Origin of the sequence: Polaribacter sp. SA4-10 (genome assembly GCF_002163835.1) — a bacterium.
GTDB lineage: Bacteria > Bacteroidota > Bacteroidia > Flavobacteriales > Flavobacteriaceae > Polaribacter.
The window spans coordinates 1,024,114-1,039,402 of record NZ_CP019331.1; the positions used below are offsets into that span (position 1 = coordinate 1,024,114).

General features: G+C 31.9%; 7 protein-coding genes. 4 read left to right on the plus strand and 3 right to left on the minus strand.

The window, feature by feature from the left end; genetic code table 11:
- Nucleotides 1-72 precede the first annotated feature (72 nt).
- The 4 genes from BTO04_RS04690 (at nucleotide 73) to BTO04_RS04705 (ending at nucleotide 9,480) form a co-directional block, all read left to right on the plus strand.
- Nucleotides 73-2,262, plus strand: a complete 2,190-nt coding sequence (locus tag BTO04_RS04690; RefSeq protein ID WP_087563394.1) for an endonuclease — start codon at nucleotides 73-75, stop codon at nucleotides 2,260-2,262.
- Between the two features lie 76 nt (nucleotides 2,263-2,338).
- Nucleotides 2,339-4,411, plus strand: a complete 2,073-nt coding sequence (locus BTO04_RS04695) for an endonuclease (protein WP_087563395.1) — start codon at nucleotides 2,339-2,341, stop codon at nucleotides 4,409-4,411.
- 169 nt (nucleotides 4,412-4,580) lie between these two features.
- A complete protein-coding gene (gene purL, locus BTO04_RS04700; RefSeq protein WP_087563396.1) occupies nucleotides 4,581-8,288 on the plus strand; it encodes a phosphoribosylformylglycinamidine synthase in 3,708 nt (1,235 codons plus the stop codon).
- A 388-nt stretch (nucleotides 8,289-8,676) separates the two neighbouring features.
- Nucleotides 8,677-9,480, plus strand: coding sequence for a helix-turn-helix domain-containing protein (locus BTO04_RS04705; protein WP_087563397.1), 804 nt, complete (start codon nucleotides 8,677-8,679; stop codon nucleotides 9,478-9,480).
- A 710-nt stretch (nucleotides 9,481-10,190) separates the two neighbouring features.
- On the opposite strand, the gene ppdK is transcribed toward BTO04_RS04705, so the two are convergent.
- The 3 genes from ppdK to pflA form a co-directional block, all read right to left on the minus strand.
- A complete protein-coding gene (ppdK, locus tag BTO04_RS04710) occupies nucleotides 10,191-12,920 on the minus strand; it encodes a pyruvate, phosphate dikinase (protein ID WP_087563398.1) in 2,730 nt (909 codons plus the stop codon).
- Between the two features lie 295 nt (nucleotides 12,921-13,215).
- Complete coding sequence (locus BTO04_RS04715) at nucleotides 13,216-14,475, minus strand: OFA family MFS transporter (protein ID WP_087563399.1); 1,260 nt, start codon at nucleotides 14,473-14,475, stop codon at nucleotides 13,216-13,218.
- Nucleotides 14,476-14,478: 3 nt separating this feature from the next.
- Entirely contained in the window at nucleotides 14,479-15,261 is a 783-nt protein-coding gene (pflA, locus tag BTO04_RS04720; protein WP_368356376.1) for a pyruvate formate-lyase-activating protein, read from the minus strand.
- Nucleotides 15,262-15,289: the final 28 nt, after the last annotated feature.

Here is a 15,289-nt window from a genome sequence, read left to right on the forward strand (position 1 = left end):
ATTTATTGCTAGGTTTAGAGTTATAATTGCAGAAAAAGAAAGTATTTGTTTATTAATTTAATCTCAATCTAAATGGTAAAAAAACTACTCTTATTAATTTTTATTACATCATTTTCAGTCTCTTTTTCTCAAGAGTCTTACTATAATGATGTAGATCTAACATTAGCTGGAATTCAACTTAAAGATGAATTAGCAGCTAAAACAATAGCAGCACATACAAATATACTACCATACACTAGCAGTTCTCCTGATACTTGGGACGCGGTTATAGCAACAGATGCCTACGTAAATGCAAGTTTTCAAGGAGATGTTATTTTATTTTATGGTTGGGAAAATGGCTCGGATTCCGACATTACAAATGACTATTCTAGGGATGAAAGATTGCAAGATATTGGAGACGGAGATAGTTTTGTTTGGAACAGAGAACATGTTTTCCCTAAGTCTTTGGCAAATCCACCATTAGATACAGACATTCCTGGCCCAGCTACTGATGCACACCATTTAAGAGCTGCGGATAGAACCCGTAATTCAACAAGAAACAACAGAAAATACGGCAGAGGGACTGGTAACTCCAAGTTCTCTACCGATACTTTTCCTGGTTTAGACGGCCCAAACACATCCGCTTGGTATCCTGGTGATGAATGGAAAGGGGATGCAGCAAGAATGTTAATGTACATGTACATTCATTATGGCTCCGTTTGTTTGCCCTCTGATGTAGGCGTGGGTAGCAATGAGTTTACAGAAGATAATATGATTGATTTATTTTTACAATGGAATGTAGATGACCCTGTTTCGGATATTGAAATTGCTAGGAATACGTATCACGAAAATACAACAAATGGTGCTGCACAAGGAAATAGAAATCCATTTATAGACAACCCTTATTTAGCAACAAGAATTTGGGGTGGAAACTCTGCAGAAGATCGATGGGATTATTATAAAAAAACAGATATAGAAGCACCAACTACTCCATCAAATGTTACGCTAAGTAACATTGATTTAAATTCTATTGATATTTCTTGGAATCCATCCACAGATAATAAGGGTGTAACAGGATACAATGTATTTGTAGATGGTGTTTTAGAAGCTCAAACAACCAATACCAATGTTACCATTTCTGATTTAAACACGAATACAACCTATAGTTTTACTATTCTTGCAAAAGACCTTATCAACAATATGTCCCCTTTAAGTGCTGCCGTAAATGGCACTACTGATGGCGACACACAGGCACCAACAATACCAAGCAATGTTCTTGTAAGCAATGAAACAGATTCTTCGTTTAAAGTTTCTTGGTCTGCTTCTACAGATAATAATAGTATTAGTGGTTATGAAGTCTTTGTTGATGGCAATTTGAATGCAACGACAACAGCTCTTTTTTACACCGTAGCCGGATTAAATACCTCTACAACCTATACCGTAGAAGTTTTAGCAACGGATTCAGACAATAATAAATCCGCTAAAAGTAATGCCGTAACTGCAACTACAACAGCCGGTACTTCTAACGGAATTACAGAATTATTTATTTCTGAATATGTTGAAGGAAGTAGTAATGAAAAAGCAATTGAAATTGTAAACCTTACAGGAAGTACCATAAATTTAGCAGACTATTCTATTCAGAAACAATCTAATGGTGGTGCTTGGGTAGATAATTATCCTTTAGGAAACTCCAGTATTATTCCTGGTGATGTTTTTGTTATTGCCTATGCTGATGTAACAGAACCAGAACTTTTAAATGAGGCTGATTTATTTGGGCCACCAAATATAGAAACTTCTCCTTATGGATATGGATCTCCTTTAAATTTTAATGGTAATGACCCAGTTGGTTTGTATAAAAATGGTATTTTAATAGATATTATTGGTGAAGAAGGTAATTCTAGTGATCATATTCAAAATAAAACATACAGAAGAAAAGCAACTATTTCTGAGACAAACACAACATTTAACATTGCTGAATGGGATATTTTAGATGCAAATACTTTTGATGGTATCGGTAGTCATTCTTCCACTTTAAGTACTAAAAATGTTGTTTTTGAATCATTTAAAATGTTTCCAAATCCAGCAAATGGAAATAGCGTTTATTTTAGTGTTACTGAAGATGCAACAATTAACATATACACTGTTTTAGGAAAAACAGTTGCAACATCAGAAGTAACAAAAAGTAACAATACTATTGATATTTCTAAATTAGCTAAAGGAATTTATTTAGTTAAAATTAATTCAGGCAAACAATTTATTACTAAGAAATTAATTAAAAACTAATTTTTATTTTTACAGAAATTCACTAAAACGACTCAAAATGAGTCGTTTTTATATTCTAATTGTAATACACTAAAAAATGAAAAAAATACTACTTTTCTTATCAGTCTTTTTTACTTTATTAATAAATGCGCAAGCAGAATCTTATTATAACGATGTAGACCTAACTGCTGACGGCTTAAGTCTAAAAGAAAACTTAGCAACTAAAACGATAAATGCGCATACAAATATTTTATCTTATGGTTGGGACGCACTAAAAGCTACGGATGTAAATCCAGAGAATAGTTCAGAAGTTTTATTAATTTATGGATATTCATCAAGCGGAACAACCGCAAGAACAAGAGGAATAAATGACAATAGTGGAGATCAAGGAGATTGGAATAGGGAACATACCTACGCAAAATCTTTAGGAAACCCAAATCTTGGTACTTCTGGTCCTGGAGCAGATGCACATCATTTACGTCCTTCAGATGTTCAATACAATAGTCAAAGAGGAAGCTTAAAATTTGCAAATGGTTCTGGTAATTCAGGCAGTGTTTCTGGAGGTTGGTACCCTGGTGAAGAATGGAAAGGTGATATTTCAAGAATGATGATGTATATGTATTTGCGTTACGGCAATCAATGTCTACCAAAAGGAGTAGGTGTGGGTAATGTAAATAGTATAGATGCAAATATGATTGATCTTTTTTTAGAATGGAATGCAGCAGATCCTGTTTCTGATTTTGAAAGACAAAGAAATACTTATCACGATTCAAATGAGAACTATTCTCAAGGAAATAGAAATCCATTTATAGACAACGCTTATTTAGCAACTAGAATTTGGGGAGGAACACCTGCGGAAGATTCTTGGGGGATTTATACTTCTAATGATAATGAAGCACCAACAGTGCCCACAAATGTTGCCCTTAGTAATGCAACTACTTCTACTATAGATGCTAGTTGGACTGCTTCTGAAGATAATGAAGCAGTATCAAAATATGAAGTATATGCTAATGGAACGTTAAACGGAGAAACTGCGTCTACAAACTATACCTTAACGGGTTTAAGCTCTAACACTTCTTATGCGGTTACAATTTTAGCAAAAGATATTGCCAATAATAAATCTGATCAATCTACAGCCGTCAATGGAACTACGTTAACAGATAATGAAGCACCAACTGTGCCTACAAACATTACCATATCCAATCAAACAGGAGCAAGCTTTAGAGTTAACTGGACTGCTTCTACAGATAATTCTACTGTAACGGCTTATGAAGTTTTTATTGACGGAGCGCTAAACGGATCTACTGCGAATACTAGTTATGATGTTACCGGTTTAGCCATTTCCACAACTTACAGTGTACGTGTTTTAGCTAAAGATTCTGCAAGTAATATGTCTGAACAATCTACAGCTGTTAATGGAACTACTTCAGACGGTAGTAGTGATGTCTCAGAATTGTTTTTCTCGGAATACGTTGAAGGTTCTGTAGAAAACAAAGCTTTAGAAATTGTAAATTTAACAAGTAACAACATCGATTTATCTCCGTATACCATCAAAAGACAATCCGAAGGCAATTGGGAAAGTCCATTACAATTAGTAGGAAGTATTACTATTAATGATGTGTATGTAATTATAAACGGATCTACGACCTTAACTAAATTACATGAGGAAAAAGATTTGGAAGTTGCAGACGTAACACCGATGAATTTTAATGGCAATGATAGAGTTGGTCTTTTTAAAAATGATGTTTTAATAGATATTATTGGAGATTTAGATGGTACAGATATGTTTGCGCAAAATATAACATTACGAAGAAATAACGATATAACAGAACCAAACACAGAATATAGCGAGCAAGGTGAATGGAGTTATTTCCCTTCTAACACAGTAAGTGATATTGGTAATTACAATGGTACCTTAAGTGTTAAAGATAATAGTATTTTAAACACGTTTAAAATCTATCCAAACCCAACAAACGGAAATACAATTTACATTAAAACAAGCAACAATACAGATGTTCATATTTACAATGTATTAGGTAAAATTGTAAAGTCTGTAAAAATAACAGCAAACAAAAATAGCATAGATGTCTCTAAGTTATCGAAAGGAATATATATCGTGAAAATGAGTATTGATAATAAATCAATTACTAAAAAATTGATTAAAAATTAAAAAATTAATATTTAATTGAAAATCTTTTAAAAGACTGTCTTTATTGACAGTCTTTTTTGTTTAATAAACACGTAAACAACTATTAAATTTCAATTAAAATAACCTTACGTTTTTAAATTGAAAAAAAGTAAATTTGCATTTTTAAAACAATAAGCAAACACACACTATAATGATTCATTTCTTTGGAAATAAAGACAGTAAAGTTTTCGCTGTTCAAACAACAAAAGATTTAGCGAAGACAACAATTACTAAACTGACTTGGTTATTTGCTAATCAACCAAAAATAGAAGAAACATCCATCGATGCTTTTTTTGTTGGTCCAAGAGGAGCAATGATTACTCCTTGGAGTACAAATGCAGTTGAAATTACTCAGAATATGGGGATTAAAGATATCATCAGGATTGAAGAATTTGTTACTTCTACTGAAGATTTTACTGATTTTGACCCAATGATTTCTGAAAAATTTAATGGTTTACATCAAGAGTCATTTACAATCGAGATCAAACCAGAGGCAATTTTAGATATTGAAGATATTGCTGCATATAATAGTGAAGAAGGTTTATCACTAAGTGATGAAGAAGTAGCCTACTTAGAAAGTGTTGCTACAAAAATTGGAAGAAAATTAACAGATTCTGAAGTATTTGGATTTAGCCAAGTAAACTCAGAACACTGTAGACATAAAATATTTAACGGAACTTTTGTTATTGATGGAGAAGAAATGCCAACATCATTATTTAAATTAATAAAAGAAACGTCTAAACAGTTTCCAAACGATATTGTTTCTGCATATAAAGATAATGTTGCTTTTATAAAAGGCCCAAAAGTGGAACAATTTGCTCCTAAAACAGCAGACAAACCAGACTTTTATCAAACAGAAGATTTTAATTCTGTAATTTCTATAAAAGCAGAAACACACAATTTCCCAACAACAGTAGAGCCTTTTAATGGAGCTGCAACTGGTTCTGGTGGTGAAATTAGAGATCGACTTGCAGGAGGAAAAGGTTCTTTACCTTTAGCAGGAACTGCTGTTTACATGACTTCTTATTCTCGTTTAGAAGCTTCTATAGATTCAGTTAAAAACACAAGATATTGGGAAAACAAATTTGAAGCTAGAGATTGGTTATACCAAACTCCAATGGATATTTTAATAAAAGCTTCTAATGGAGCATCCGATTTTGGAAACAAATTTGGACAACCATTAATTACGGGTTCTGTATTAACTTTTGAACATGAAGAAAACTCTTCTTCTAGTGCATCTAAACCAAGAAAATTAGGGTATGATAAAGTAATCATGCAAGCGGGTGGAATTGGTTATGGAAAAGCAGATCAAGCATTAAAAGATACTCCAAAAGAAGGAGACAAAATTGTAATTTTAGGTGGTGAAAACTACAGAATTGGAATGGGTGGCGCTGCAGTTTCTTCTGCAGATACAGGTGCATTAGATTCCGGTATTGAATTAAATGCGGTACAACGTTCGAATCCAGAAATGCAAAAACGTGCTGCAAATGCAATTCGTGGAATGGTAGAAAGTGAAGAAAACTTTATTGTTTCTATTCACGATCATGGTGCTGGTGGACATTTAAATTGTTTATCAGAACTCGTAGAAGATACAGGTGGTAAAATCGATTTAGATAAATTACCAATTGGAGACCCTACATTATCAGCAAAAGAAATTATTGGTAACGAATCTCAAGAAAGAATGGGATTGGTTATTGCTGAAGAACATTTAGATACTTTACATAAAATTGCAGATAGAGAGCGTTCTCCTATTTATGATGTTGGTGAAGTTACAGGAAATAACCGTTTTACTTTTGAATCTAAATCAACAGGTGAAAAACCAATGGATTTAGCTTTAGAAGACATGTTTGGTGCTTCTCCTAAAACGGTGTTAACAGATAAGACTGTAAAAAGAAACTATAAGAATTCTAGATATAAAGTTAAGAATTTTAAAAACTATTTAACGCAAGTTTTACAATTAGAAGCGGTTGCTTGTAAAGATTGGTTAACAAACAAAGTAGACAGATGTGTTGGTGGTAAAGTTGCCAAACAACAATGTGTTGGTCCGTTACAAATTCCGTTGAACAACGTTGGTGTAATGGCGTTAGATTACAATGGAAAAGAAGGCGTTGCAACCTCAATTGGGCACTCGCCTATTTCTGGCTTAATTGATCCTGCTGCAGGAAGTAGAAATGCAATTACAGAATCTTTAACAAATATTATTTGGGCACCTTTAAAAGAGAACTTAAAGAGCGTGTCGCTCTCTGCAAACTGGATGTGGCCTTGTAAAAATGAAGGTGAAGATGCTCGTTTATACAAAGCAGTAAAAGCAGTTTCAGAATTTTCTATAGATTTAGGAATCAATGTTCCTACCGGAAAAGATTCTTTATCAATGAAGCAAAAATATGCTGATGATGAAGTAATTGCTCCAGGAACTGTTATTATTTCAGCTGCAGGAAACTGTAATGAAATAAGTAAAGTTGTGGAACCTCTTTTAAAAGTTGATGGAGGAAACATCTATTATATTAATATTTCTCAAGATGAATTTAAATTAGGTGGAAGTTCTTTTTACCAAGTTTTAAATACGATTGGTAATGAAGCTCCTGATGTAAAAAATGCTGCTTTTGTAAAAAACACTTTTAATACAATTCAAGAATTAATTAAAGCGGATAAAATTACTGCAGGACATGATGTTGCTTCTGGTGGTTTAATTACAACTTTATTAGAAATGTGTTTTGCGGATGTTAATTTAGGAGCAGATTTTAACATCTCATCATTAAATGAAGAAGATGCTATAAAGGTTTTATTTGCTGAAAATTCAGGAATTGTTTTTCAAGCAGATGCTTCTGTAGAAACAATTTTATCAGAAAATAACATTGAATTTTTCAATATTGGAACCGCAAACAATTCAGGAACTGTAAACATTCAAAATAGTGAAGAAAAATTCACCTTTGATGTTGCTGAAATGAGAGATGTTTGGTATAAAACTTCTTTCTTATTAGATCAAAAACAAACGGCTAATAATTTAGCTCAAGATCGTTTTGATAATTATAAAAATCAGCCTTTATCGTATAAATTTCCAGAGAACTTTACAGGAAAACTTCCTGTCATTGCGAGTGGAACGAAGCAATCTCGTCCCAAAGCAGCAATTATTCGTGAAAAAGGTTCAAATTCTGAACGTGAAATGGCGAATGCAATGTATTTAGCTGGTTTTGATGTAAAAGATGTTCACATGACAGATTTAATTTCTGGTCGTGAAACTTTAGAAGACATTCAGTTTATTGGTGCTGTAGGTGGTTTTTCTAATTCAGATGTTTTAGGTTCTGCTAAAGGTTGGGCTGGTGCATTTTTATACAATGCAAAAGCAAAGAAAGCTTTAAAGAACTTCTTTAAGAGAGAAGACACTTTATCTGTTGGTATTTGTAACGGAGCACAATTATGGATGGAATTAGATTTAATTAATCCTGAACATAAAGTACATGGTAAATTAGTTCATAATGATTCTAAAAAACATGAAAGTTCTTTTACTTCTGTAAAAATTCAAGAAAATGATTCTGTAATGTTATCTAGTTTAGCAGGCACAGAATTAGGCGTATGGATTTCTCATGGAGAAGGAAAATTCAATTTACCAGAAGCAGAAGAAAACTATAATATTGTAGCAAAATACGGTTATGAAGGATACCCGAACAACCCAAATGGATCTGATTTTAACACCGCGATGTTGTGTGATAAAACGGGAAGACATTTAGTTACAATGCCACATATTGAGCGTTCTACTTTCCAATGGAATTGGGCAAACTATCCAGAAGGCAGAAAAGATGAAGTTTCTCCTTGGTTAGCAGCTTTTGTAAATGCTAAAAATTGGATTGAAAACAAATAAGTATAAACTTATATTATAATTAAATCAGCTTTTAGATTCTTCTAAAAGCTGATTTTTTTTTGTAGTAGAAAATCAAACAGTATCCTTTTTACTTTCTTCGGTAAAAATCGTCGTAAAAAGACCGTTTAAGCGTCCAAATAATAAATAACTACCTTCGAGTATCATTTCACTTTTAATTCCCTGCATTTACAGAGAAAATACCGCGCTAAAGAAATTTAACTTATCGTTTAAATTTACAAATATCTTGAGTCTTCTCATGCCAATTGAAACGAGTATACCACAAAGTATCTATAAACAAAAGTTTCTAATAAGAATAAGAAGGTGAAAACTAATTATTTACGATTATTTACATATAATTAGTTTATAGCAGTCTTACATTTGAATCGCTATGGAACATACTTATTTTGACTCTAATAAAGTACCTAATTTAATTGAAGAATATTTCGATCTTTCTTTTAGTGAAAGTGATCTTCCCTTTAAATCCGTTATTATACCTCTTGGAGTAACACATTTATTTTATATTGGAACGGGCGTTCAAAAAGTGACTTTTGATGGTAATGAAACATCGATGAAAGGTCTTATGGTTACTGGGCAATACTTTAGGTCATATTATTTTTCAACAGATTCTATTACAAGTTCTAAAGGCGCTAATTTACACCCAACAGCGCTTCATAAATTACTAAATATTGATGTTTCTAAATTAGAAAACAAACACGCACCTTTATCTCAAATTAATAAAACCTTTCATAATGAACTTTTATTAATTTTTAAAGACTCTAAAGATTCTAATGACTTGATTAGTAATTTAAATTTGTTTTTTTTAAAAATGTCACTGCATATAACTAAAAACACCAAACAAATTGATCAAGCTATTTCTCTTATTAGAGAAAAAAATGGTTTATTGAGTGTACAAGACATTGTAGATGAAATCTCGATGTCACAAAAATCATTAGAAGTACATTTTAAAAAAATAGTAGGTTTAACCCCAGGAAGATATATAAGACAATATCGTTTTCTTAATTTAATGAAGAAATACCTTTCTAAAGAAATTAAACTTAGAGATTTAATTTATAACTATAACTATTATGATTCTTCTCATTTTTCTAAGGATTTTAAATTGTTTATGAATCAAGATTTAAAAACATTTTTTAAAGAAGATTACCCATTATTAAAAACATACTTAAAAGTGTAAACTTCTCCGTTTTTTTTACAGCATTTATAGTTATAATAATTAATACATTTAGTTAGAGGACTTTATAGTTTTTATGGTTATAATTATTGTTATGAAGTTTAAAAACTTCATATTTAATTATTTGGTCTTTTTACTTTTACAACATTAAAGAAATTAATAGTTTTTACTGAAAAATATTTTTTATAAAAAACCTAGAAGTAGTGCGCTTCTGGATTTTTCATAAAGTGAAATTATAAAAAATTACTTCATATATTTAATTACCGCCTAGACTGATACTGATTTCGAAATTACCGTTCTGTAGTGCGAAAAAACCACATAATCCAATCCTGAATTATAACAAAATTCCTAATTATTAGAATTCTTCTTATTCTTATAAAGATTTTAAATTGTTTAGGAGTCAAGGTTTAAAAACATACTTAAAAAAGTAAACTTCTACGTTTTTTTACATTTTTTTTTTTTAAAACCTTAATATATTTGCTGCGTACTAAGCTCATTAATGAGTTTAGTGTGGGGAAAATGTGTTATTGTTATTAATAATAATAATAATATTTGCTACGAAGTTTAAAAGATCAAATTTAATTATTTGGTCTTTTTTACTTTTATAACATTAAAAAATTAGTGCTTATTATCAAAAAGCCTTTTTTATATAAAACAAAACCCAGAAGTAGTACACTTCTGGGTTTTTTAATCAAGTTAAATTTATGGAAATATTACTTAATTGACTTAATGGTTGCTTGAGCAGAAACTAACCTTGCAATTGGCACTCTATAAGGAGAACAACTTACATAATCCATTCCTGTATTATAACAAAACTCTATAGAACTTGGTTCACCACCATGTTCGCCACAAATACCAACTTTTAAACCTGGTTTTGTGCTTCTACCTCTTTCTGTACCTATTTTTACTAACTGCCCTACCCCTTCTTGATCTAAAACTTCAAAAGGATCATTTTTAAGAATTCCTTTTTCAATATAAATAGGTAAGAATCTTCCAGCGTCATCACGAGAATAACCAAAAGTCATTTGTGTTAAATCATTTGTTCCGAAAGAAAAGAAATCTGCTTTTTCTGCTATTTTATCAGCCATTAAAGCTGCTCTTGGAACTTCTATCATGGTTCCTACAGAATATTCAACTTTGCTATTTCTTTCTTTAAAAATTGCATTTGCTGTAGCTCTAACAATTTGCTCTTGTGCTTCAAATTCTTTTACAGTTCCTACCAAAGGAATCATAATTTCTGGTTTACAAATGATCCCTTTTTCTTTAAGATTCATAGCTGCTTCAATAATTGCACGCGATTGCATTTCTGTAATTTCTGGATAGGTATTTCCTAATCTACATCCTCTATGACCTAGCATCGGATTAAACTCTTCTAATTCAGCTACTTTATTTTTAACCGCTTGTAATGAAATATGCATTTCTTCTGCTAAATCTTTTTGAGTTGCTAATTGATGAGGAACAAACTCGTGTAAAGGCGGGTCAAGTAAACGTATCGTTACTGGGAAACCTTTCATTGCTTCAAAAATACCTTCAAAATCTTCACGTTGCATTGGTAATAAATCTTTTAAAGCCTGTTTTCTACCTTTTACAGTATCTGCCAAAATCATTTCACGCATTGCCTTAATTCTATCTACATTAAAAAACATGTGCTCAGTTCTTGTTAAACCAATACCTTGTGCCCCAAAACTACGTGCAATTTTTGCATCTTTAGGACTGTCTGCATTGGTTCTAACTTTCATTACTGCGTACTTGTCTGAAAGTTCCATTAATTCTGCGAATTCACCACTTAATTCTGGTTTCATAGTTGCAACTTTTCCTTCAATAATATTACCAGTAGAACCGTTTAAAGAAATCCAATCTCCTTCATGATATTCATGACCATCTACTGTTAACGTTCTTTTTTTATAATTAATTTTTAAAGCTCCTGCTCCAGAAATACAACATTTACCCATTCCACGAGCCACAACAGCTGCATGAGACGTCATACCACCTCTTGCTGTTAAAATACCTTTAGCAATATTCATTCCTTCTAAGTCTTCAGGAGAAGTTTCTATTCTTACTAAAATACTATTTTTGTACTTACCTGCTTCATCAGCAAAAAAGACAATTTTACCAGTTGCTGCTCCTGGTGAAGCAGGTAAACCTTGCGCAATTACATTCGCACTTTTTAATGCTTTAGAGTCAAAAACAGGATGTAATAATTCATCAAGTTTATTTGGTTCTACCATCAATAACGCTTCTTTTTCATCAATCATTCCCTCTTTTAGCAAGTCCATAGCAATTTTAACCATTGCAGAACCTGTTCTTTTTCCGTTTCTAGTTTGTAAAATCCAAAGTTTACCATCTTGCATTGTAAACTCCATATCTTGCATATCTCTATAATGCTTTTCTAAGGTATTTTGATACGCATTTAATTCACCAAAAATTGAAGGCATTAATTCTTCTAATGACGGATAATTTTCTATTCTATCTTCCTCTTCAACTTTTGCTAATTGCGCCCAACGTTGAGAACCTAATTTTGTAATTTGTTGTGGTGTTCTTACGCCAGCAACAACGTCTTCTCCTTGCGCATTAATTAAATATTCTCCGTTAAAAACATTTTCTCCTGTACCAGCATCACGCGTAAAACAAACCCCTGTACCAGAATTTTCTCCCATGTTTCCATACACCATTGCTTGTACATTTACGGCGGTTCCCCAATCTGCAGGATATCCATGCATGTTTCTGTAATACACGGCTCTATTTCCGTTCCAGCTATTAAAAACAGCAACAACTGCTCCCCAAAGTTGATCCCAAGGATTTGTTGGAAAGTTGTGGCCTGTACTTTTTTTAACCGCATCTTTAAAATCGAACACTAAGTCTTTTAAATCTTGAATTGTAAACTCAGTATCTAACTCAATGCCTCTTTTCTCTTTAAGATTTTCCATGATTTCTTCAAAAGGATCTATGTCTTCTTTTGAAGCAGGTTTCATTCCTAAAACAACACCACCATACATTTGTATAAAACGACGATAAGAATCCCAAGCAAATTGCTCATTATTTGTTTTTTTAGCTAAACCTAAAACAACTTTATCATTCATTCCTAAATTCAAAACAGTATCCATCATTCCAGGCATTGAAACTCTGGCTCCTGAACGTACAGAAACTAATAACGGATTTTCTTTATCTCCGAATTTAGTTCCCATTAAAGTTTCAATGTTTTCGATTGAAGCTTCTACTTCTTTTCTAATCATTTCTACAACTGCTTCTTGACCCAATAAATTATATTCTGTACAAACTTCTGTAGTAATTGTAAATCCTGGAGGAACCGGAATACCAATAGCGCTCATTTCAGCTAAATTAGCTCCTTTACCTCCTAATAAATTTTTCATTTTGCTGTTTCCATCAGCTTGTTTATCCCCAAATTTATACACACGGGGTTTTACTTTTTGTAATACTTCCATAATATGTTTGATTTATAAAATTTTAATATTTGCTTCGTCATAAGCACTCCTAAAAGTACTATTAAACCAAGTAATTAAAACTGATAAAAATCATCTAATGAGTGTTTTAAATTAAATTTAAAGTTTTAATTTTTCTATTAAATAAAGTGTACAGATTTTTAATTTTTGATAAATTATATAAACTAAAAAGGAAGTATTCGTCTCATAATTTCAGTAACTAATTTGTACTATTTAACCACAAAAAAGTGCTTCCAATAAATGAAAGCACTTTTTATAAATTATTTTAATAAAAAAATTAAGCTGCTATAATTAACGCACTCTCTTTTAATTTTTCTGATTTTGTAATAGATATTTTCATCAAAATAGAAACGATTAAAGCAACAACAAATAATCCTGAAAAAATGATTAAAGTGGTATCTAAAGAACCTGTTTGTTCTTTTACCATATCATAAATTGTGGGTCCAATAACACCTGCTAATCCCCATGCTGCTAATACCATTCCATGAATTGCGCCTAATTGTTTTGTTCCGAATAAGTCTCCTAAAAAAGCGGGTAACATTGCAAAACCACCACCATACATTGTAATTACTGTAAATAAAATTATTAAGAAAACACTTTCAACTCCAATTTTAGGTAAGAAATAGAATGCTAAAACTTGAAAAGCAAAAAATAAAATAAAAGTATTTGCTCTGCCTAGATAGTCAGATAATGTAGACCAAGTAATTCTTCCTAATCCATTAAAAACTCCAATAAAACCAACAATTGCTGCTGCTTGCATAGGTGTGTAATCTAACTTTTCTTGCATCATTGGACTTGCTGCAGAAATAATTGCAATACCACAAGCAATGTTAATAAACATCATTATCCAGATATAGTAAAAACGAGGTGAATTTAAAGATTCAATAGCAGTAATATTAGATAAATCTTCTTTAATAACCCTCCCTTCTCCTTCATTGTACCCTTCAGGAACATAACCTACAGGAGGTTTTTCAATATATCTTGCAGAAGAGATAATTAACACCATATAGATTACTCCTAAGATATAAAAAGCATTAGAAACACCTACTATTTCAAATAATTTTGCCATTAGAGGTCCAAATATTAAGGCTGCAAAACCAAAGCCCATAATTGCCATTCCTGTTGCCAATCCTCTACTGTCTGGAAACCATTTTACCAATGTACTTACTGGTGTAATATAACCTAACCCTAAACCAATACCTCCAATAACTCCATAACAAAGATAAAATAGCCATAGAGATTCTATTTGAACTGCAAAACCAGACCCAAAAATACCAACTCCATATAAAATTCCTGCTGTAGTTCCACTAATTTTTGGACCCACTTTTTCTACCCAACGCCCTAAAAACGCTGCTGATAAACCTAATAATAAAATTGCGATTTTAAAGGCCCATTTAATGACACTTCCTTCAACTTCAAAAATATCTTTTACAGGGTTTGTCATTACAGAATATGCATACACAGATCCTATAGAAATATGAATACCTACTGCAGAAGCCGCAATTAACCACCTGTTTTTTAACTTTTGTGAACTCATTTTTTAATTAATTTTTACTTTTTTAAAATAAGTACTCAAAATTTTTGAAGCAGTATCTAGCTCTTCTTGAGTATTTTCTCTTGCATCATGCAATTCATATTCCCAACCCAAAGCTTCCCATTTGTGGATGCCCAATTTGTGGTAAGGTTGTAACTCTATTTGCTCTATGGTTGTATAGTCTTTAAAATAATCTCCTAATTGATGTAATAGTTCTGGTGTATTTGTTATTCCGGGTATTAACACATATCGCAGCCACATTTTTTTTCCTGATGCTTCTCTGTGTTTTGCAAAAGTGAACGTAGTTTCTTTGTTTTTTTTACCTGTAATTTTTTGGAAACCTTCTTCAGTCATATGCTTAATATCTAACATAACTAAATCTGCATAATCATCTATTAACTCAATAACGGGATGGTTTAACATTCGCCCGTTAGTATCAATATTTGTATGAATTCCTTCTTCTTTTAAACGTTTAAAGAAAGAAATAAGGTTATTTGCTTGTAACAAAGGTTCACCGCCAGAAACGGTTACACCTCCCTTGTCGCCAAAGTAAGATTTCATCTTAATAGCTCTTTGTACAAGTTCTTCTATCTGATATTCTTGACCTCCACGAGTATCTATAGTATCTGGATTATGACAATATTGGCATTTGAGTTTGCATCCTTGTAAAAAGATAACCATTCGAATTCCTGGACCATCATGAGTCCCAAAAGATTCTATAGAATGAACATTTAATCTATTTTCTAAAGTTTTAATTTTCGTAAAATTTAAAGTGAATAAAAAAGGGATTCAAAAAATACTAATAATCTTTTTGTGT

Bases quoted from the DNA above. Each gene is read 5' to 3' on its own strand.
- BTO04_RS04690 (WP_087563394.1), top strand. From the start codon at position 73: ATGGTAAAAAAACTACTCTTATTAATTTTTATTACATCATTTTCAGTC.
- BTO04_RS04695 (WP_087563395.1), top strand. From the start codon at position 2,339: ATGAAAAAAATACTACTTTTCTTATCAGTCTTTTTTACTTTATTAATA.
- purL (WP_087563396.1), top strand. From the start codon at position 4,581: ATGATTCATTTCTTTGGAAATAAAGACAGTAAAGTTTTCGCTGTTCAA.
- BTO04_RS04705 (WP_087563397.1), top strand. From the start codon at position 8,677: ATGGAACATACTTATTTTGACTCTAATAAAGTACCTAATTTAATTGAA.
- ppdK (WP_087563398.1), bottom strand. From the start codon at position 12,920: ATGGAAGTATTACAAAAAGTAAAACCCCGTGTGTATAAATTTGGGGAT.
- BTO04_RS04715 (WP_087563399.1), bottom strand. From the start codon at position 14,475: ATGAGTTCACAAAAGTTAAAAAACAGGTGGTTAATTGCGGCTTCTGCA.